This is a genomic window from Bacillus cereus group sp. MG1 (genome assembly GCF_040460035.1).
GTDB classification, from domain to species: domain Bacteria; phylum Bacillota; class Bacilli; order Bacillales; family Bacillaceae_G; genus Bacillus_A; species Bacillus_A cereus.
This window is the reverse complement of sequence record NZ_JARVGY010000001.1, coordinates 2495001-2515209: the sequence shown is the minus strand read 5'-3', so window position 1 is coordinate 2515209 and position 20209 is coordinate 2495001. Positions and strand designations below refer to the sequence as shown.

Here is a 20209-nt window from a genome sequence, read left to right as displayed (position 1 = left end):
TTTGATATGCGTCTAGATAAGTTTTTAAAAGTATCACGTTTAATTAAAAGAAGAACATTAGCGAAAGAAGTAGCTGATCAAGGAAGAATATCTATTAATGGTCAAGTGGCAAAAGCAAGTTCTGATGTGAAAGTAGCTGACGAATTAACAATTCGTTTTGGTCAAAAAATAGTGACTGTGAAAATAAATGAATTAAAAGAAACAACTAAAAAAGAAGATGCAGCAAATATGTATAGCTTAGTTCGTGAAGAAAAAGTAAAAGCGGAAGAAGGCTTGTTCTAAAATCATTTATCCCCTCATACATTACTATTAGCTAGTAAAAACCTATGGGGGGATTTACGTGAATAATGGTTACTCACCTACGTCTTCTAATCAACAAAATGTTTCTGTAGAGCATGACATTATTATGCGTGGCAGGCGTATAATTGATATTACCGGTGTGAAGCAGGTAGAGAGTTTTGATAGCGAAGAGTTTTTACTAGAGACCGTAATGGGTTTTTTAACAATTCGTGGTCAAAATTTACAAATGAAAAATTTAGATGTGGAAAAAGGTATTGTGTCGATTAAAGGGAAAGTTAATGAGATGCTGTATATTGATGAAAATCAAGGGGAAAAAACTAAAGGTTTCTTTAGTAAGTTGTTTAAATGAGCTTAACAATTCAGTTGTATACAATGCTTTCAATGATTGGAATGGGTGCTTGGATTGGAGCGTCTTTAGATACATATCAACGTTTTTTAAAGCGCCAAGAACGTAAACGTTGGCTTGTATTTATACATGATATATTATTTTGGATTGTCCAAGCATTATCCGTCTTTTATGTATTGCTTCTCGTAAATGAAGCTGAGCTACGTATATATGTGTTTTTGGCATTATTATGTGGTTTTGCGGCATATCAAAGCTTACTGAAGGCACTATACATGAAGCTGTTAAATTTTCTCATCTATATTTTTATGCAAACAACATATTTTTTTGTTCGAATTATACAGCTACTCATGATAAAACCTGTTATTATTATAGCGCAGCTATTTATTGCATTTATATTATTCTTATTTCGTATACTGCTTTCAATTGGACATGTGTTATGGAAAATGGTGATTTGGATATTACTTTTCATATGGAAAGTTTTTTTCTGGCCTGTTCGATTTATTGCTTCGCTCATATGGAAACTTCTCCCTAATCGTGTTAAACTTTTTATAGTGAAACATATAGGGTTCCTGCAATATATAGCAAAATTGAAGGGACATATCTTCCAACTATGGGAGCATATAAAAAAGAAGTTAGGGGGACCTCGGAAATGAGGGAACTGAGACAAAGAACAATCGAAAAACAGAGTCCAAATCCTGTTAAAGAGCATATAATACAAACGGATGAGAACAGGAAGCGACTTTATCGCCGTTTAGCGGTTTTTCTTGTCTTTACTTTTACAATTATTGCGAGTATTAGTGTAACGTTTTATCAACAAAACAGTTCCATTAAAGCAAAAGAAGCAAAAGTTAAGGACATGAAAAAAGAACTGGATTCATTAACGAATAAAGAAAAAAGTCTAAAAGACGAAGTTCAAAAGTTAAATGATGAAGAGTACGTATTAAAGATTGCTAGAAGGGATTATTTCTTCTCTGGTAAAGGGGAGATAATTTTTCCTGTTTCTAAGTAGAGTATGTCTTATTGACACTATATTTTAGGATTATATATAATAAAGTAAAATTTGACTTTTTAACCACTAAGGAGGAGCATTTTTTTTATGTCAATCGAGGTAGGCAGCAAGTTACAGGGTAAAGTAACAGGTATTACAAATTTTGGGGCTTTTGTGGAGCTGCCAGAGGGCTTAACGGGTCTTGTTCATATTAGTGAAGTTGCTGATAACTATGTAAAAGATATTAACGATCACTTAAAAGTGGGCGACCAAGTAGAAGTAAAAGTTATTAATGTTGAAAAAGATGGAAAGATTGGTTTATCTATCAAAAAAGCGAAAGAACGTGAAAAAACAGAAGGAGATCGTCCACGCGGTGAATACCAACGCGGTGGTGATCAACAACGTTCTGGACGTCCACAACGTAATAATCGCTCTTTCAACAGAGATAATCGCGGTGGCGGTAACGACCGAGCTCCGAAAGAAACATTTGAGCAAAAGATGGCACGCTTCTTAAAAGATAGCGAAGATCGTTTAACTTCTTTAAAGCGTAACACAGAGTCTAAACGTGGTGGCCGTGGCGCGCGTCGCGGATAATAAGGACGTTTAGTTTTTAACATATAGAGAGGTACCCAGAGTGATGGCTCAGGGTGCTTTTTTATATGTTAAAAATATTTTTAAAAAAGTTTTTGAGATGTGTTGACTTTAATTAGTATCTGATGTAAGATAATAATTGTCCGTTAAATAAGACGACATGGCGGTGTAGCTCAGCTGGCTAGAGCGTACGGTTCATACCCGTGAGGTCGGGGGTTCGATCCCCTCCGCCGCTATATTTAATTTAACGGCCCGTTGGTCAAGTGGTTAAGACACCGCCCTTTCACGGCGGTAACACGGGTTCGAATCCCGTACGGGTCATCTAAAAAGATCATGCAAATTTGCATGATCTTTTTTTGTTAAATAAATTAAGATATACAACACTTCTACAAAATCACCCTATATTTTCTGAATATTTAATTAAAATCTCAAAAATAACTTACATACCGTGTATATCTGTAGAGTTATTTCGAATAAAAAGTCGAACGATTATAAAAGTGAAAACTGTTGTTTTGACAAAAAAACCAACAATCATCTTTTATAATGACAGTAATTAAACTATGCAGGTGGTGTTAAAAATATGCCTAAAGCAGGAAGGAATACTATGAATACAAGTGCATTGGCAATGAATGAGAGTCAGCTTGGAGGAATAAAGTGGACGAGTAAGTTGCGAATGAAATTTGAGCAAGTTTTCTTTAGATGGGGATTTATTATTGTTGTTATTGGTTTTCTTTTGGGACGAGCATATATATTAACAAATATTTTACCGTTTGCACTGCCATTTTTTGCTGCTGTTTATGTTATGAAGCGGGATAAGATGCCGCTAGCATTTTTAGCTCTAATGGGAGGAGCTCTTTCGGTATCGATAGATAATTTGTTTTTTACCTTTGCATCTATCTTTACCTTCTTCATTTATAATATCTTCTTTAGTCGATTTACACGTAAAACTGTTGGACTTGTTCCATTTCAAGTATTTATCTCCGCATTAACCGCACACTTAGTTGTTGTATATTTTGCGCAACAAACTGTCACCATGTACGATTTACTCGTTAGTACCATTGAGGCTGGGCTTAGTTTCGTATTAACTATGATATTTTTACAAAGCGTCCCGCTTTTAGTGGAAAGGAAAGGAAAACAACAGGCATTAGAGACGGAAGAAATTGTTTGTTTGATTATATTACTAGCATCTGTTTTAACGGGTACAACAGATTGGTTTGTATATGATGCTTCTATTCAACATATTTTTACAAGGTATTTAGTGCTAGTATTTGCATTTATTGCAGGTGCTGCCACAGGATCCACAGTAGGGGTTGTAACAGGACTAATATTAAGTTTAGCAAATGTGTCTAGCTTGTCTCAGCTTAGCCTTCTTGCTTTCTCTGGATTGCTTGGTGGATTGTTAAAAGAAGGGAAGCGTTTAGGTGTTAGTTTAGGTTTATTAATTGGGACAAGCTTAATTACATTATATGTGGACAAACAGACAAATATTGTAACAACTTTAATTGAGTCAGGTGTAGCGATTGTTATCTTCTTATTAACACCGAAGCTTGTTTTGGATCGTATTGCTAAATTTATGCCAGGTACACAAGAGCATTCGCAAGACCAACAACAATATTTAAGAAGGATGCGTGATGTTACAGCAAATAAAATCAACCAATTTGCAAATGTATTTGCTGCTTTATCTAATAGCTTTTCTGTATATGGGTATGTAGAGGAAGAAGATAAAGAGACAGAAGCAGATTTGTTTTTGAGTACAATTACTGCGAAAACATGTCAAACATGCTTTAAAAAGGATCAATGCTGGGTAGTGAATTTTGATAAAACGTACGATTATATGAAACAAATAATGAATGAAACGGAAGAAGGAACCCTGCAACATAATCGTAAATTAGTTCGTGAGTGGGACAAGCATTGTGTGAGAGGGAAAAAAGTGACGGATTTAGTAGCGGGTGAATTAGATCACTTCTATGAGGGACAAAAATTACGAAAACAAATGAAGGAAAATCGTAGAATAGTAGCGGAGCAACTATTAGGTGTATCAAAGGTTATGGAGGATTTTGCTAAGGAGATACAACGAGAGCGTGAAAATCATCAAGTGCAGGAAGAACAGATTATGCAAGCATTCCGTGATTTTGGTGTCGAAGTAGAGCATGTTGATATTTATTGTTTAGATAGAGGAAGTATTGATATTGAAATGTTAATTCCAGTTGCATCTAATGAACATGGTGAATGTGAAAAGTTAGTTGCACCGATGCTTTCGGATATCCTTAAAGAAAATATTGTCGTTAAACATGAAGAAAAGTCTTCTTATCCAAATGGCCATAGTTTAATATCATTTGGTTCGGCGAAGACGTATTCTCTTGATACAGGATTGGCTACAGCTGCAAAAGGCGGTGGATTTGTTTCGGGTGACTCTTATGCGATGATGGATTTAAGTGTTGGTAAATATGCACTTGCAATTAGTGATGGTATGGGGAATGGGCAAAGGGCTCATATGGAAAGTAAGGAAACGGTGAAATTATTACAAAAAATACTCCAATCGGGCATTGATGAAGAAATAGCAATTAAGTCTATCAATTCAATTCTTTCTTTGAGAACGACAGAAGAGATGTTTACGACGTTAGATTTAGCTATGGTAGATTTGCGGGATGCGAGTGCAAGGTTTTTAAAGATTGGATCGACGCCGAGTTTTGTTAAACGCGCAAATAATATTTTGAAAATTGAAGCAAGTAATTTGCCGATGGGAATCATTGAAGATGTTGAAGTTGATGTGGTGGGTGAACAATTAAAAACGGGCGATATTCTTATTATGATGAGCGATGGGATTTTTGAAGGAGCACAGCATGTGGAGAATCATGAATTGTGGATGAAACGAAAAATTAAAGAATTGCAAACCGAAGACCCGCAAGAAATTGCTGATATCATTATGGAAGAAGTGATTCGCTCTTGTGATGGTTATATAAATGATGATATGACTATTGTAGTGGCAAAAGTGAAGAAAAATATGCCGAAGTGGGCTACGATTCCGATTGTAGGAATGCAGGCGCAGTAAAATGTAAGTGGAATGTTTATCTATAATTTGATTTTAAAAACCTAGGTGAATACCTAGGTTTTTTTGTGGAAAAAGGTAATGTTATTAATTTTGTGAATATACACGGAGGATGTAAGATAAAAATGTAATTTTTGTATATCTTTTTTTTGCACAATGTTTGTAAAAGTTGTACCATTGTAGACAAGGCAACTAACGTTGCTGTTCTTGTTTAATGAAAGGTGATTACGAAGTTGAAAGATACATTTGTTGAAAAAGTAGATGACTTTGTAAAGCAGCATGATGTATTAAAGAATGATTCAACAATTGTTGTGGGAGTTTCTGGTGGTCCTGACTCGTTAGCGCTTTTATATTATTTATTAGAAAAAAGAGCGGAAAAACAGTTGAAAATTGTAGTAGCTCATGTGGATCATATGTTTAGAGGTGATGAATCTCATGAGGATTTACGGTTTGTGCAGGGCCTTTGTGAAGAACTGGGAATTATTTGTGAAACGATAAGGATTAATGTATCACAATATCAACAGCAATACGGAATGAATGCACAGGTTGCTGCTAGAGAATGCAGATATGCATTTTTGGAAAGAATAATGAAGAAATATGATGCAAGATATGTTGCTCTTGGACATCATGGAGATGATCAAGTCGAGACAATTTTAATGCGTCTTGTAAGAGGGAGTACTCCGAAAGGATATGCAGGAATTGCAGTGAAGCGTCCTTTTCATAATGGGTATTTAATTAGGCCGTTACTTGGGGTAACGAAGGAAGAAATTGTTGATTACTGTAATAAGCTAAATTTAATGCCACGTATAGATCCGAGTAATAAAAAGGAAGTATATACAAGGAATCGATTACGTAAATATGTCCTTCCTCATTTGAAAGAAGAAAATCCACAAGTGCATGAGAAATTCCAAAAATTTAGCGTGCAGATGCAAGAGGATGAGGCTTATTTGCAGGAATTAGCTTTTGAGAAAATGAATAAAGTAATTACAAAAAAAATTGATAAACAAATTAGCTTATCAATTCCTGCCTTTGAATCCATGTCTATGCCTTTACAAAGAAGAGGGATTCAACTAATATTAAACTATCTTTATGAATATAAGATTCCATCTTCTCTTTCTTCCATACATATTGACAAGGTGATTGAGTTTTTTAAGCGGACACAACCTTCAGGTTCACTTGATTTTCCAGGTGATTTGAAAATTGTTCGTACATACGAGGAGTGTAGCTTTAGATTTAAACAAGAAATTGTTTCTCCTTTTTTACAAGATTTATCAGTACCCGGGACCATTACGCTATTGAACGGGGATGAATTTGTAACAGAGGTGAGCGAAGATATACCAAGTAACATGAATGAAACAGTATTTGTTGCTAAGTATAATGATATATCATATCCACTTCGTATTCGTTCTAGGGAAAATGGAGATCGCATGTCAATACAAGGTATGAATGGCACGAAAAAGATAAAAGCTATTTTTATCGAAGCAAAAGTACCGAAAGAAAAAAGAGAAGAATGGCCGGTCGTTTGTGATGCAAGTGGGACCATTATTTGGGTACCCTTGTTGAAGCGATCTGCATTTGCAATTTCGAAAGAGATGGCAAAGAAGGATAAATATATGATTATTCACTACAAAAGCAAGGAGTCTTCCGGGAGGATAATGAAATGATGAATCAAGATATCGAAAAAGTATTAATTTCTGAAGAGCAAATACAAGAAAAGGTGCGCGAACTAGGTGCAATTGTTGCAGAGGATTATAAAAACACAGTACCTCTTGCAATTGGTGTATTAAAAGGCGCAATGCCATTCATGGCAGATTTATTAAAGAGAACAGATACATATCTTGAAATGGATTTTATGGCTGTATCTAGTTACGGTCACTCTACAGTTTCAACAGGCGAAGTGAAAATTTTAAAAGATCTTGATACTTCTGTAGAAGGTCGCGATATTTTAATCGTCGAAGATATTATTGATAGTGGTCTTACACTAAGCTACTTAGTAGACTTATTCAAATATCGTAAAGCGAAGTCTGTAAAAATTGTTACATTATTAGATAAGCCAACAGGCCGTAAGGTTGATCTGAAAGCGGATTATGTTGGATTTACTGTTCCACATGAATTTGTAGTAGGATATGGATTAGATTATAAAGAGCAGTACCGTAATCTTCCTTATGTAGGCGTATTAAAACCAAGCGTTTACTCAAATTAATTAAATATAGGCTTCACAATTGTATAGGAAAGTTTTTCTATGTTACGATTTACTATAGTGTTTATGCCGTGAGAGGAGGTTAGGAATGAATCGTATCTTCCGTAATACCATCTTTTATTTACTGATATTCTTAGTAGTAATTGGAATCGTGAGCTATTTTAATGGTTCGACACAAAAAACGACATCAGTTAGCTACGACAAATTCATTACTAAACTAGAAAGCGGTGAAGTGCGTAATGTGCAACTTCAACCGAAAAATGGTGTATTTGAGGTAAAAGGACAATTTAATAACTCTAGCCAAGGAGAACAATTTGTTACTTATGCACCAAATACTGAGGAATTACAAAAGAAAATTAATGATAAAGCGAAAGGTGCCGAAGTTAAGTATCAACCAGCAGAAGAAACAAGTGCCTGGGTAACATTCTTTACTTCAATCATTCCATTTGTCATCATCTTCATTTTATTCTTCTTCTTATTAAACCAAGCTCAAGGCGGCGGTAGCCGTGTTATGAACTTCGGGAAAAGTAAGGCGAAGTTATATAATGATGAAAAGAAAAAAGTTCGTTTCAGAGATGTTGCTGGTGCGGATGAAGAGAAACAAGAACTTGTTGAGGTAGTTGAATTCTTGAAAGACCCTCGTAAGTTCTCTGAAGTTGGTGCTCGTATTCCAAAGGGTGTCCTATTAGTTGGACCTCCAGGTACAGGTAAAACTTTATTAGCACGTGCTGTTGCAGGTGAGGCTGGCGTTCCATTCTTCTCTATCAGTGGTTCTGACTTCGTAGAGATGTTTGTCGGTGTCGGTGCATCACGTGTACGTGATTTATTTGAAAATGCAAAGAAAAATGCTCCTTGTATCATTTTCATTGATGAAATTGATGCAGTAGGGCGTCAACGTGGCGCAGGTCTTGGTGGTGGCCATGATGAGCGTGAGCAAACGTTGAACCAATTACTTGTTGAAATGGATGGATTCGGTGCAAACGAAGGTATTATTATCATCGCTGCGACAAACCGTCCTGATATTCTTGATCCAGCATTATTACGTCCAGGTCGTTTTGACCGTCAAATTACAGTAGATCGTCCAGATGTAAATGGCCGTGAAGCTGTACTGAAGGTGCATGCTCGTAATAAACCGCTTGATGAGAATATCAACTTAAGAGCAATTGCAACTCGTACGCCAGGATTCTCTGGTGCTGATCTTGAAAACTTATTAAACGAAGCTGCTTTAGTAGCTGCGCGTCAAGATAAGAAGAAAATTGATATGAGTGATATTGATGAAGCAACGGATCGCGTTATTGCAGGTCCGGCTAAGAAAAGTCGTGTTATCTCTGAAAAAGAACGTAATATCGTTGCTTTCCATGAAGCGGGTCATACTGTAATTGGTGTTGTTCTTGATGAAGCTGATGTCGTTCATAAAGTAACAATTGTCCCTCGTGGTCAAGCTGGTGGATATGCAGTAATGCTTCCGAAAGAAGATCGTTACTTCATGACAAAGCCAGAGTTACTTGATAAAATCACTGGTTTACTTGGTGGTCGAGTAGCTGAGGAGATTGTATTTGGTGAAGTGAGTACAGGTGCTCACAACGACTTCCAACGTGCGACGGGCATTGCAAGACGTATGGTTACAGAATTCGGTATGAGTGATAAGCTTGGACCAATGCAATTTGGTAGTTCGCAAGGTGGTCAAGTGTTCTTAGGAAGAGACTTCCATTCAGAGCAAAACTACAGTGATGCAATTGCGCACGATATCGATGTAGAAATGCAAACGATTATGAAAGAATGTTATGCTCGTGCAAAAGACATTCTTACTGAAAATCGTGATAAGCTAGATCTTATTGCAAAAACGTTACTTGAAGTAGAAACGTTAGATGCTGAGCAAATCAATCATTTATGTGATTACGGCAGATTGCCAGAACGTCCAACATCTTCAGATGATGTGAAAGTAAACATCAACATGAAGAAAGACGATGAAGATAAAGAAGATAAGTAAGAAACGAAGGAGTGACTATCGTCACTCCTTTTTTGTTTGTTAAAACCTTTGTTAATTACTATTGAGAACTTAGTGGATAAAGTAATTTAAGTAAAACTAGTATTAAAAATTGAAATAGAGAGCAATCTTTTTGTAAAATGATGAGGATAGGAAAGCTGATTATATAAGTATGTGTGATATGATGTTTTTATAAGTTTTATACATACTGCACAAATATAGATTAAATAAGATAAGTGGTGAGAATATGATTTTTGTATTGGATGTAGGGAACACAAATGCTGTACTAGGTGTGTTTGAAGAGGGGGAACTTCGTCAGCATTGGCGCATGGAAACAGATCGTCATAAGACAGAAGATGAATATGGAATGCTTGTAAAGCAATTGCTTGAGCATGAAGGTCTTTCGTTTGAAGATGTGAAAGGTATTATTGTGTCTTCAGTCGTACCACCAATTATGTTTGCTTTAGAGCGCATGTGTGAAAAATATTTTAAAATTAAACCGCTTGTAGTAGGGCCTGGGATAAAAACAGGGCTAAATATTAAATATGAAAATCCGCGTGAAGTAGGCGCAGACCGAATTGTAAATGCAGTAGCAGGAATCCACTTATATGGAAGTCCGCTTATTATTGTTGATTTTGGTACGGCTACTACATATTGTTATATTAACGAAGAAAAGCATTATATGGGTGGAGTTATTACGCCAGGAATTATGATTTCAGCAGAGGCTTTATATAGCAGAGCAGCAAAACTTCCTCGTATCGAAATTACAAAACCAAGCAGTGTAGTTGGGAAAAATACAGTAAGTGCGATGCAATCGGGTATTCTTTATGGTTATGTTGGACAAGTGGAAGGTATTGTTAAGCGTATGAAAGAAGAAGCTAGACAAGAACCTAAAGTTATTGCAACAGGTGGATTAGCAAAATTAATTTCCGAAGAATCGAATGTAATTGATATTGTAGATCCATTTTTAACGTTAAAAGGTTTATACATGTTATATGAACGTAATGCAAATTTACAGCATGAGAAAGGTGAATAAATACGTATGAAAGATTATTTAGTAAAAGCGTTAGCGTTTGATGGAGAAGTGCGTGCGTATAGTGTACGTACAACAAATACAGTAAGTGAGGCGCAAAGACGTCATGATACATGGAGAACAGCTTCAGCGGCACTAGGGCGTTCTTTAACTGCGGGTACAATGATGGGCGCAATGTTAAAAGGTGAGCAAAAGTTAACGATTAAGGTAGAAGGTAACGGTCCGATTGGTCCTATCTTAGTAGATGCTCATGCAAATGGAGATGTACGTGGTTATGTAACGAATCCGCATGTTGATTTTGAAGGAACAGAACAAGGGAAGTTACGTGTATATCAAGCGGTAGGTACAGAGGGGTTTGTAACTGTAATTAAAGATATTGGAATGCGTGAGCCGTTTATTGGTCAATCTCCAATCGTTTCAGGAGAATTAGGAGAAGACTTTACGTATTATTTTGCAGTTTCTGAACAAACGCCTTCTTCTGTAGGTGTTGGTGTTCTTGTAAATGGAGATGATAGCATATTAGCGGCAGGTGGATTCATCCTTCAAATTATGCCGGGTGCGCAAGATGAAACGATTTCATTTATTGAAGACCGTTTACAAAAGATTCCACCTGTATCAACGTTGATTGAACAAGGACTTTCTCCGGAAGAGCTACTATATGCAGTTCTTGGAGAAGATAAAGTAAAAGTATTAGAAACAATGGATGTTCAATTTAATTGCACATGCTCACGCGAGCGTATTGAGAGTGTGTTAATTAGTTTAGGTAAAACAGAGTTAGAGCAAGTTCGTGAAGAAGAGGAAGAGACGGAAGTTCACTGTCATTTCTGTAATGAACGATACAAGTTCTCTAAAGAAGATATTACAAATTTAATCGAGAATTTGTAATAAGGGAATTAAGAGGAGCAATCCTCCAAATGAATTGACAAACAGGGAATTTTCTGACAAAATCTAAATATAGATAAAACCAATAAAAATACTCGGTGTTAGGAGTGACAGGAATGCGAGTGGCACAATCAGTTTCAGAATTAATCGGGAAAACGCCGATCGTTAAGTTGAACCGCATCGTAGAATCAGACAGCGCAGATATATACTTAAAATTAGAATTTATGAATCCGGGGAGTAGCGTTAAAGATCGTATCGCATTAGCTATGATTGAAGATGCTGAAAAAAATGGATTATTAAAAGAGGGCGATACAATCATTGAGCCGACAAGTGGTAACACAGGAATTGGTTTAGCGATGGTAGCGGCTGCTAAAGGATATAATGCAATCTTAGTAATGCCAGAAACAATGAGTATTGAGCGTCGTAATTTATTACGTGCTTACGGTGCGGAATTAGTATTGACTCCAGGGCCTGAAGGAATGGGTGGAGCAATTCGTAAAGCGACTGAATTAGCAAAAGAGCATGGCTACTTTATACCACAACAGTTCAAAAACCAATCGAATCCAGAAATTCACCGTTTAACAACAGGTCCAGAAATTATTGAACAAATGGGTGACCAATTAGATGCGTTTATTGCAGGTATTGGTACAGGTGGAACGATTACTGGTGCTGGTGAAGTACTGAAGGAAGCGTATAAAGATATTAAAATTTATGCAGTAGAACCTGCAGATTCACCAGTATTATCTGGTGGGAAACCAGGTCCACATAAAATCCAAGGAATTGGGGCGGGATTTGTTCCGGAGACGTTGGATGTAGAAGTATATGATGAAATTATTCAAGTGAAAACAGAGCAAGCATTTGAATATGCGAGAAGAGTGGCTAAAGAGGAAGGTATTTTAGTTGGTATCTCTTCAGGCGCAGTTATTTATGCAGCAACAGAAGTTGCGAAAAAGTTAGGTAAAGGGAAAAAGGTACTTGTTATTATCCCGAGTAACGGTGAACGTTATTTAAGTACACCACTTTATCAATTTGAATCATAATTAAACGCGATTGAAAAAGCATCCTTGAAAAAGGGTGCTTTTTCTTTTGGGATTGGAAATAGGAAAAGAGTGAATGACTAGAAAACTTCATGTAAAATAAGAGGTAGTATAATTAAATTATTTTCACTAGCCTTCGAGTATAATCAATCTCTATATAAATAACTTATGTAGTTTGAGCTGGTTAATCTAAGAGGGTGGGATAAAAGAAGACGGGGTGTTGATATGCAACGAAGAAAATCTTTAGCGCTTTCTATTCCATATCAGTTAGATTTCTTTAAGCAATATAAATTTCTTTCTCAGGGTAAATCGCAACATATTTTGTTAGAAAGTGGCCGTGGCGGTCGTTATAACATTGTAGGGCTGAACCCAGTAGCGGTAATCCGAGGGAAGGATGAAACGTTACATATAAGTGAAAGTGGTAAGGAAACAATAAAACGAGGGAATCCGTTAGATTTAATGCAAGAATATATGGAACAATGGAAGACGGACTATAACCCAGAGTATCCGCCTTTTCAAGGTGGTGCAATTGGCTATTTCAGTTATGACTGTATCCGTTATATTGAAAAGCTGCCTTCTCTTGCGGAAGATGATATTAATATACCTGACATCTTCTTTTTATTATTTGATGACGTATTTGTCTATGATCAAAAAGAACAAGTGTTATGGGTTATTACGCATTATGTAGATAAATATGAAGAGGCAAAAGAACGGCTAAATGAGTGGAAGAGTCTTTGGATGACAGAAGCGCCTGAAGTGACTGTGCCCTTTGAAAGTCCTGAAAAGAAAAGTGAAGCAGTTGCTTTTACTGAAGCCGGCTTTATGAAGGCAGTTGAATGTATTCAAGAATATATTGGGGCGGGTGATGTGTTCCAAGTAAACTTGTCGACGAGACAAGAAAGAACGTTACAGACACACCCACTAGAAATTTATACAAGTCTTCGTGAAATTAATCCATCTCCATATATGGGTTACCTGGAGCTTGGGGATTTTCAAATTGTTAGTGGATCGCCAGAGTTGTTAATTAAGAAACAAGGAACTGAAGTAAGTACAAGACCAATTGCTGGAACGAGATCTAGAGGCGCGGATGAGCAAGAGGATGAAGAATTAGCAAGAGAATTAATTGAGAACGAAAAAGAAAGAGCAGAGCATGTAATGCTTGTGGATTTAGAAAGAAATGATTTAGGACGTGTTTGTAAATATGGCACTGTAGAAGTAGATGAATTTATGGTAATTGAGAAATACTCACATGTTATGCATATTGTTTCTAATGTGCGTGGTGAGGTGGAAGAAGATAAAGATGCTTTTGATTTAGTGAAGGCTGTATTCCCTGGGGGAACAATTACTGGTGCCCCGAAAATACGTACGATGGAAATTATTGAGGAATTAGAACCTGTTCGAAGAGGGATTTATACAGGTTCAATCGGTTGGATTGGTTATTCTGGAGATACAGAATTGAATATTGTAATTAGAACACTTCTTGCTAAAGATGGAAAAGCTCATGTACAAGCAGGGGCGGGAATTGTAATTGATTCAAATCCAGAAAATGAATATAAAGAGTCGTTAAAAAAGGCGATTGCTTTATGGCGTGCAAAAGAACGTAGCGAAGAAACGGTTAGGTGAGAGAAATGATATTAATGATTGATAATTATGATTCTTTTACATTTAATTTAGTGCAGTTTCTTGGAGAACTTGGACAAGAGCTCGTTGTTAAACGTAACGATGAAGTGACCATTTCAGATATTGAGAATATGAAACCAGATTTTCTAATGATTTCTCCAGGTCCATGTAGTCCTAATGAAGCGGGGATTAGTATGGAAGTTATTAAATACTTTGCTGGAAAGATTCCGATTTTTGGAGTTTGTCTAGGGCATCAATCCATTGCACAAGTGTTTGGTGGAGAGGTTGTCCGTGCAGAACGATTAATGCATGGGAAAACGTCGCTTATGCATCATGATGGAAAGACGATTTTTTCGGATATTCCTAATCCGTTTACTGCGACGCGCTATCATTCCCTTATTGTTAAGAAAGAGACGTTACCCGATTGCTTAGAGGTAACATCTTGGACAGAGGAAGGAGAAATTATGGCACTTCGTCATAAGACATTGCCGATAGAGGGTGTGCAATTCCATCCGGAATCTATTATGACTTCTCATGGGAAAGAGTTGTTACAGAATTTCATTTGTAAATACAGTCCAAGTGCAACGTTATGTTAATTTACGTAAATGGTCAGTATGTAGAAGCAAGTGAAGCGAAAATTTCTCCTTATGATCATGGTTATTTATATGGTCTTGGAGTTTTTGAAACGTTTCGTATTTATAATGGTCACCCTTTCTTATTGGATGATCATTATGACCGTTTAATAGAAGCGCTGGATACATTGCAAATTAAATGGACAATGACAAAAAATGACGTGATGCTTATTTTGAAAGATTTACTCGCTAAGAATGAATTGAAGCATGCATATGTACGTTTTAATGTATCAGCGGGTATAGATGAAATAGGATTACAAACGGAAATGTATGAAGAGCCTTCGGTTATTGTTTTTATAAAACCTTTAACAGCTCCAGGAGATGTAGTGGAAAAAGAAGGTGTTATTCTAAAACAAGTGCGAAATACACCGGAAGGAACATTTCGTCTGAAGTCTCATCATTATTTAAATAATATTTTAGGGAAGCGTGAAATTGGAAATGTTGTGAGTAAGGAAGGTATTTTTCTTACTGAAGCAGGTTATGTTGCAGAGGGTATTGTTTCCAATCTATTTTTTGTGAAAGGTGATGTTTTATATACACCTTCGTTAGAGACAGGGATTTTAAATGGTATCACTCGTGCGTTTATTATAAAGAGTGCTGAAGAATTAAATATAGAAGTAAAGGAAGGTTTCTTTACAAAAGATGAGCTGCTTTCAGCGGATGAAGTCTTCGTAACAAACTCCATTCAAGAAATTGTTCCGCTTTATCGTATAGAAGCGCAGGATTTCCCGGGTAAAGTAGGAGTGGTTACAAAAAGTTTAATGTACCTTTATGGAATGCAAAGAGAGAAATTATGGAGCAAAAATGAATTACGAAGAGGAGATGTGTAGTTTGAAGTGGGATTATGATTTACGCTGCGGCGAATATACATTGAATTTAAATGAAAAGACATTAATTATGGGGATTTTAAATGTAACACCAGATTCGTTTTCTGATGGTGGGAGTTACAACGAGGTAGATGCTGCGGTACGTCACGCAAAAGAAATGCAAGGTGAAGGTGCTCATATTATTGATATTGGTGGCGAATCTACTCGCCCGGGTTTTGCTAAAGTATCAGTAGAAGAAGAAATAAAGCGAGTTGTCCCGATGATTCAAGCAGTTTCAAAAGAAGTAAAATTGCCTATATCTATCGATACATATAAAGCTGAAGTTGCAAAGCAAGCAATTGAGGCTGGTGCTCATATTATTAATGATATTTGGGGAGCGAAGGCGGAGCCGAAAATTGCTGAAGTCGCAGCTCATTACGATGTACCCATCATTTTAATGCATAACCGCGATGACATGAATTATCGTAATTTAATGGCGGATATGATTGCTGATTTGTATGACAGTATTAAAATTGCTAAAAATGCTGGTGTGCGAGATGAGAATATTATTTTAGATCCAGGTATCGGTTTTGCTAAAACACCTGAGCAGAACTTAGAGGCGATGCGTAATTTAGAACAGTTAAATGTGCTAGGTTATCCGGTTCTCTTAGGTACTTCGAGAAAGTCCTTTATTGGGCACGTATTAGATTTGCCAGTAGAGGAACGCCTTGAGGGAACGGGAGCTACTGTTTGTCTTGGTATTGAAAAGGGCTGTGAGTTTGTTCGTGTCCATGATGTGAAAGAAATGGCGCGTATGGCTAAAATGATGGATGCGATGATTGGTAAGGGGGTAAGGTAATTGGATAAAATTTATATCCATGATATGGAGTTTTATGGTTATCATGGCGTGTTCCCAGAGGAGAATAAATTAGGTCAGAGATTTAAAGTTGACTTAACGGTGGAGTTGGATTTAAAGCGTGCAGGGGAAAGTGATGACTTAGAGCATTCGGTCAATTATGGAGAGCTTTTCGAATTATGTAGAAAAGTTGTTGAGGATAGAAAGTATAAGCTTGTGGAGAGTATCGCTGAAAATATTGCTGCAGATATATTAAAACAATATGAAAGTATTTCGCGCTGTACAATTAAGGTAATTAAGCCGGATCCACCGATACCGGGTCATTATCGTGCTGTAGCAGTAGAAATTACGAGAGAACGTCCATGAACAATATAGCTTACATTGCATTAGGATCAAATATTGGAGAGCGTTATACGTATCTAACCGAAGCGATTCAGTTTTTAAATAAAAATCCTTATATTCAGGTTGATGATATTTCATCTGTATATGAAACTGAGCCAGTTGGCTATACTGACCAAAGTTGCTTTTTAAATTTAGTTATAAAAATTTCTACCAATTTATCACCACAAGAATTATTGAAAGTAACACAAAAAGTAGAAAATGACCTAGGAAGAAAAAGGGAAATTAGGTGGGGGCCGAGGACTATCGACCTTGACATTTTACTTTATAATCAAGAGAATATTGAAGCAGAGAATCTTATTGTTCCGCATCCGCGGATGTTTGAAAGAGCTTTTGTTATCGTTCCGTTGTTAGAAATTAATCAAGACATAAAACAAAACATTTCATGTTCACAAGTAGAAGAAATGAAAAGGCGAGAGGGAGTAACGGTATGGAAGCAGAAAAATGGGGAAGGCGCATTCGTGCTTTTCGAAAGCTAAAAGGTTACACACAAGAAGGTTTTGCTAAAGCACTAGGGGTATCTGTATCTGTTTTAGGTGAGGTTGAGAGAGGGAATAGATCGCCTTCTCAAGATTTTGTAGTAGAAGTTGCTAAGGCATTAAATGTTTCGATAGAGGAATTAATGCCAAAGTGATTGTACAGGAAGGAGTAGATTGATTGTTAAAGATTGCAAATATCGAGATGAAAAATCCGGTTGTACTAGCACCGATGGCGGGAGTGTGTAACTCTGCATTCCGTTTAACAGTAAAAGAATTTGGTGCCGGATTAGTTTGTGCTGAAATGGTAAGTGATAAGGCAATATTACTTAATAATAAAAGAACATTAGATATGTTATATATCGACGAGAGAGAAAAGCCATTAAGTTTACAAATTTTTGGTGGAGAAAAAGAAACTCTTGTAGATGCTGCGAAATATGTAGATAAATATACGACAGCAGACATAATTGATATTAATATGGGTTGTCCAGTGCCGAAAATCGTTAAATGTGATGCTGGAGCAAGGTGGCTTTTAGACCCGAATAAAATATATGAAATGGTAGCAGCGGTTGTAGATGCTGTTGAAAAGCCGGTTACAGTTAAAATGCGTATCGGTTGGGATGAAGAACATATTTTCGCAATAGAAAATGCTAGGGCTGTTGAGCGTGCTGGTGGCCAAGCTGTGGCGGTTCACGGACGTACACGAGTGCAAATGTATGAAGGAAAAGCGGATTGGGATATTATTAAACAAGTAAAACAATCTGTAAATATCCCGGTTATCGGAAATGGTGATGTCGCAACGCCGCAAGATGCAAAGCGTATGCTTGATGAAATTGGTGTAGATGGTGTTATGATTGGTCGTGCTGCTCTTGGAGATCCGTGGATGATTTATCGTACGGTAAAGTATTTGGAGACAGGTGAATTAATGCCGGAACCAACAGTGCGCGAGAAAATTGATGTATGTATGTTGCATCTAGATCGTCTTATCGACTTAAAGAATGAAAGTGTCGCTGTAAGAGAGATGAGAAAACATGCAGCTTGGTATTTAAAAGGTGTTCGTGGTAATGCGAGTGTACGTAATGGTATTAATGCTTGTAACACACGGGAAGACCTTGCGAATGTGTTAGGTACATTTGTAGAAGAAGTGGAAGCGAAACAACAAACAATTTACGTTGGTTAATAATGGACATAGGAGATTGACATTCTTCTATACACTTCCTATAATTACGTGAAAGAAAGAAGAGCTGCCAGTTAGTTGCTGGCAGTTTTTCTAGTTGAGTAGAAAATGCTATACTGTATATATTGTAAAATTAAATAGAGCTGGAGTGATATCAATATCATGGATAACATGAACCACGAAGAATTAAACGACCAATTGATTGTTCGTCGTGAAAAGCTACATAATTTACGTGAACAAGGAATTGACCCGTTCGGTAAAAGATTTGAACGCACAAATTCAACAACTGACTTAGTGAGTCTATATGGAGAGTTCTCTAAAGAGGAATTAGAGGAGAAGGAAATCGCTGTTTCTATCGCTGGTCGTATTATGACAAAACGCGGAAAAGGGAAAGCTGGATTTGCACATGTTCAAGATTTACATGGACAAGTTCAAATTTATGTTCGTAAAGATGCTGTTGGAGATGACGAGTACGAATTATTTAAAACAGCAGATTTAGGTGATTTAGTAGGTATTGAAGGTAAAGTGTTCAAAACAAACGTTGGAGAACTTTCAGTAAAAGCAACAGGCTTTACGCTATTAACGAAATCTCTTCGTCCATTACCAGATAAATACCATGGATTAAAAGATGTTGAACAACGCTACCGTCAACGTTACTTAGACTTAATTACAAGTATGGAAAGTCGTGAAACGTTCGTTACTCGTAGTAAAATCATTCGTGAGATGAGAAGATACCTAGATGACAACGGTTATCTTGAAGTGGAAACACCTATGATGCATGCAATTGCAGGTGGAGCTTCAGCGCGTCCTTTCACTACACACCATAATGCGTTAGATATGGAATTATATATGCGTATCGCAATTGAGCTACATTTAAAGCGTCTTATTGTGGGTGGTTTAGAAAAAGTATATGAGATCGGCCGTGTATTCCGTAATGAGGGTGTATCAACTCGTCATAACCCTGAGTTTACGATGATTGAATTATATGAAGCATACGCTGATTATAAAGATATTATGAAGTTAACAGAAGATATGGTTGCTCATATCGCGAAAAAAGTACTGGGTACAACAACAATCCAGTATGGTGATTATGAAATTAATCTAGAACCAGAATGGACACGTCTTCATATGGTAGATGCGATTAAGCAATACTCTGGAGCTGATTTCTGGAATCCGATGAGTGTAGAAGAAGCGCGTGAACTTGCAAAAGAACATAATGTAGAAATTAAAGATACAATGGAAGTTGGTCATATTATAAATGAATTCTTCGAACAAAAAGTAGAAGATAAATTAATCCAACCAACATTTATTTACGGTCATCCGGTAGAAATCTCGCCGCTTGCGAAAAAGAATGATGAAGATCCAAGATTTACAGATCGTTTCGAATTATTTATCGTTGCGCGTGAACATGCAAATGCATTCACTGAGTTAAATGATCCAATCGATCAAAAAGAACGTTTTGAAGCGCAATTAAAAGAGCGCGAACAAGGTAATGACGAAGCTCACATGATGGATGACGATTATATTGAAGCTCTTGAGTACGGTATGCCTCCTACGGGTGGATTAGGAATCGGTATTGATCGTCTAGTTATGTTATTAACAAATGCACCATCTATTCGTGATGTATTATTATTCCCTGCTATGCGCCATAAACAAGACTAAGCTTTGGAGATTTCTCCAAAGCTTTTTTTATTTGAGCATGAGTTGCGTGGGTATAGTAAATCTTGATAGTGCGAGAAATTATATTTATATAGAAGAAATGTGCTGTTTTTATACTTTTTTACTAAGTTAAAAATTTTATTAGAAAAACTATTGCATTTTAATAATCAA

21 protein-coding genes and 2 tRNA genes are annotated in these 20209 nt (G+C 36.7%); all 23 read left to right on the top strand.

The window, feature by feature from the left end; all coding sequences use genetic code 11:
* Positions 1–6: 6 nt before the first annotated feature.
* The 23 genes from QCI79_RS13130 (at position 7) to lysS (ending at position 20041) form a co-directional block, all read left to right on the top strand.
* Positions 7–282: an RNA-binding S4 domain-containing protein gene (locus QCI79_RS13130; protein WP_001234876.1), complete on the top strand. Its 276-nt coding sequence runs from the start codon at positions 7–9 to the stop codon at positions 280–282.
* A 58-nt stretch (positions 283–340) separates the two neighbouring features.
* Positions 341–649 carry a sporulation protein YabP gene (yabP, locus tag QCI79_RS13125; RefSeq protein WP_001059104.1) on the top strand — a complete coding sequence of 103 codons (309 nt, stop codon included), beginning with the start codon at positions 341–343 and terminating at the stop codon, positions 647–649.
* Positions 646–1299 (top strand): spore cortex biosynthesis protein YabQ, encoded by a 654-nt coding sequence (yabQ, locus tag QCI79_RS13120; protein WP_000059777.1) that lies wholly within the window; start codon positions 646–648, stop codon positions 1297–1299. The genes yabP and yabQ overlap by 4 nt, the downstream gene beginning before the upstream one ends.
* Entirely contained in the window at positions 1296–1655 is a 360-nt protein-coding gene (gene divIC, locus QCI79_RS13115; RefSeq protein ID WP_001208739.1) for a cell division protein DivIC, read from the top strand. The genes yabQ and divIC overlap by 4 nt, the downstream gene beginning before the upstream one ends.
* A gap of 87 nt (positions 1656–1742) precedes the next feature.
* On the top strand, positions 1743–2228 hold the full coding sequence (locus QCI79_RS13110; protein WP_000021451.1) for a S1 domain-containing RNA-binding protein: 486 nt from the start codon (positions 1743–1745) through the stop codon (positions 2226–2228).
* 159 nt (positions 2229–2387) lie between these two features.
* A tRNA-Met gene (locus QCI79_RS13105) sits at positions 2388–2461 on the top strand.
* Positions 2462–2474: 13 nt separating this feature from the next.
* Positions 2475–2546, top strand: a tRNA-Glu gene (locus QCI79_RS13100).
* Positions 2547–2805: 259 nt separating this feature from the next.
* Positions 2806–5277 (top strand): stage II sporulation protein E, encoded by a 2472-nt coding sequence (gene spoIIE / locus QCI79_RS13095; RefSeq protein WP_001123552.1) that lies wholly within the window; start codon positions 2806–2808, stop codon positions 5275–5277.
* A 230-nt stretch (positions 5278–5507) separates the two neighbouring features.
* Entirely contained in the window at positions 5508–6938 is a 1431-nt protein-coding gene (tilS, locus tag QCI79_RS13090) for a tRNA lysidine(34) synthetase TilS (protein WP_021727771.1), read from the top strand.
* Positions 6935–7477, top strand: a complete 543-nt coding sequence (hpt, locus tag QCI79_RS13085) for a hypoxanthine phosphoribosyltransferase (protein ID WP_000981844.1) — start codon at positions 6935–6937, stop codon at positions 7475–7477. Before tilS ends, hpt begins: the two co-directional genes overlap by 4 nt.
* Before the next feature lie 85 nt (positions 7478–7562).
* The gene (gene ftsH, locus QCI79_RS13080; protein ID WP_001079672.1) at positions 7563–9464 is read left to right on the top strand and encodes an ATP-dependent zinc metalloprotease FtsH; all 1902 of its coding nucleotides are present in this window, start codon (positions 7563–7565) and stop codon (positions 9462–9464) included.
* Positions 9465–9708: 244 nt separating this feature from the next.
* Positions 9709–10497 carry a type III pantothenate kinase gene (locus QCI79_RS13075; RefSeq protein ID WP_000578368.1) on the top strand — a complete coding sequence of 263 codons (789 nt, stop codon included), beginning with the start codon at positions 9709–9711 and terminating at the stop codon, positions 10495–10497.
* Positions 10498–10503: 6 nt separating this feature from the next.
* Positions 10504–11379 carry a redox-regulated molecular chaperone HslO gene (gene hslO, locus QCI79_RS13070; RefSeq protein ID WP_000656372.1) on the top strand — a complete coding sequence of 292 codons (876 nt, stop codon included), beginning with the start codon at positions 10504–10506 and terminating at the stop codon, positions 11377–11379.
* 113 nt (positions 11380–11492) lie between these two features.
* Entirely contained in the window at positions 11493–12416 is a 924-nt protein-coding gene (cysK, locus tag QCI79_RS13065; RefSeq protein ID WP_001261719.1) for a cysteine synthase A, read from the top strand.
* A 222-nt stretch (positions 12417–12638) separates the two neighbouring features.
* A complete protein-coding gene (pabB, locus tag QCI79_RS13060; RefSeq protein WP_001189719.1) occupies positions 12639–14036 on the top strand; it encodes an aminodeoxychorismate synthase component I in 1398 nt (465 codons plus the stop codon).
* A 5-nt stretch (positions 14037–14041) separates the two neighbouring features.
* Positions 14042–14629, top strand: coding sequence for an aminodeoxychorismate/anthranilate synthase component II (gene pabA / locus QCI79_RS13055; protein ID WP_000602296.1), 588 nt, complete (start codon positions 14042–14044; stop codon positions 14627–14629).
* Entirely contained in the window at positions 14623–15495 is an 873-nt protein-coding gene (gene pabC, locus QCI79_RS13050; RefSeq protein ID WP_000909872.1) for an aminodeoxychorismate lyase, read from the top strand. Before pabA ends, pabC begins: the two co-directional genes overlap by 7 nt.
* Positions 15470–16330, top strand: coding sequence for a dihydropteroate synthase (gene folP, locus QCI79_RS13045; RefSeq protein WP_002101619.1), 861 nt, complete (start codon positions 15470–15472; stop codon positions 16328–16330). Before pabC ends, folP begins: the two co-directional genes overlap by 26 nt.
* Positions 16331–16693: a dihydroneopterin aldolase gene (gene folB / locus QCI79_RS13040; protein WP_000358062.1), complete on the top strand. Its 363-nt coding sequence runs from the start codon at positions 16331–16333 to the stop codon at positions 16691–16693.
* Positions 16690–17205, top strand: a complete 516-nt coding sequence (gene folK, locus QCI79_RS13035) for a 2-amino-4-hydroxy-6-hydroxymethyldihydropteridine diphosphokinase (protein ID WP_001059448.1) — start codon at positions 16690–16692, stop codon at positions 17203–17205. The genes folB and folK overlap by 4 nt, the downstream gene beginning before the upstream one ends.
* Positions 17157–17360, top strand: a complete 204-nt coding sequence (locus QCI79_RS13030) for a helix-turn-helix domain-containing protein (protein ID WP_000387024.1) — start codon at positions 17157–17159, stop codon at positions 17358–17360. Before folK ends, QCI79_RS13030 begins: the two co-directional genes overlap by 49 nt.
* Before the next feature lie 23 nt (positions 17361–17383).
* Complete coding sequence (dusB, locus tag QCI79_RS13025; RefSeq protein WP_000912251.1) at positions 17384–18382, top strand: tRNA dihydrouridine synthase DusB; 999 nt, start codon at positions 17384–17386, stop codon at positions 18380–18382.
* Positions 18383–18541: 159 nt separating this feature from the next.
* Positions 18542–20041: a lysine--tRNA ligase gene (gene lysS, locus QCI79_RS13020; RefSeq protein WP_000369668.1), complete on the top strand. Its 1500-nt coding sequence runs from the start codon at positions 18542–18544 to the stop codon at positions 20039–20041.
* Positions 20042–20209: the final 168 nt, after the last annotated feature.

Bases quoted from the DNA above. Each gene is read 5' to 3' on its own strand.
- yabQ (WP_000059777.1), top strand. From the start codon at position 646: ATGAGCTTAACAATTCAGTTGTATACAATGCTTTCAATGATTGGAATG.
- lysS (WP_000369668.1), top strand. From the start codon at position 18,542: ATGGATAACATGAACCACGAAGAATTAAACGACCAATTGATTGTTCGT.
- ftsH (WP_001079672.1), top strand. From the start codon at position 7,563: ATGAATCGTATCTTCCGTAATACCATCTTTTATTTACTGATATTCTTA.
- pabB (WP_001189719.1), top strand. From the start codon at position 12,639: ATGCAACGAAGAAAATCTTTAGCGCTTTCTATTCCATATCAGTTAGAT.
- spoIIE (WP_001123552.1), top strand. From the start codon at position 2,806: ATGCCTAAAGCAGGAAGGAATACTATGAATACAAGTGCATTGGCAATG.
- QCI79_RS13030 (WP_000387024.1), top strand. From the start codon at position 17,157: ATGGAAGCAGAAAAATGGGGAAGGCGCATTCGTGCTTTTCGAAAGCTA.
- pabA (WP_000602296.1), top strand. From the start codon at position 14,042: ATGATATTAATGATTGATAATTATGATTCTTTTACATTTAATTTAGTG.
- hpt (WP_000981844.1), top strand. From the start codon at position 6,935: ATGATGAATCAAGATATCGAAAAAGTATTAATTTCTGAAGAGCAAATA.
- cysK (WP_001261719.1), top strand. From the start codon at position 11,493: ATGCGAGTGGCACAATCAGTTTCAGAATTAATCGGGAAAACGCCGATC.
- QCI79_RS13110 (WP_000021451.1), top strand. From the start codon at position 1,743: ATGTCAATCGAGGTAGGCAGCAAGTTACAGGGTAAAGTAACAGGTATT.
- hslO (WP_000656372.1), top strand. From the start codon at position 10,504: ATGAAAGATTATTTAGTAAAAGCGTTAGCGTTTGATGGAGAAGTGCGT.
- pabC (WP_000909872.1), top strand. From the start codon at position 14,623: ATGTTAATTTACGTAAATGGTCAGTATGTAGAAGCAAGTGAAGCGAAA.
- divIC (WP_001208739.1), top strand. From the start codon at position 1,296: ATGAGGGAACTGAGACAAAGAACAATCGAAAAACAGAGTCCAAATCCT.
- QCI79_RS13075 (WP_000578368.1), top strand. From the start codon at position 9,709: ATGATTTTTGTATTGGATGTAGGGAACACAAATGCTGTACTAGGTGTG.
- QCI79_RS13130 (WP_001234876.1), top strand. From the start codon at position 7: ATGCGTCTAGATAAGTTTTTAAAAGTATCACGTTTAATTAAAAGAAGA.
- folK (WP_001059448.1), top strand. From the start codon at position 16,690: ATGAACAATATAGCTTACATTGCATTAGGATCAAATATTGGAGAGCGT.
- folP (WP_002101619.1), top strand. From the start codon at position 15,470: ATGAATTACGAAGAGGAGATGTGTAGTTTGAAGTGGGATTATGATTTA.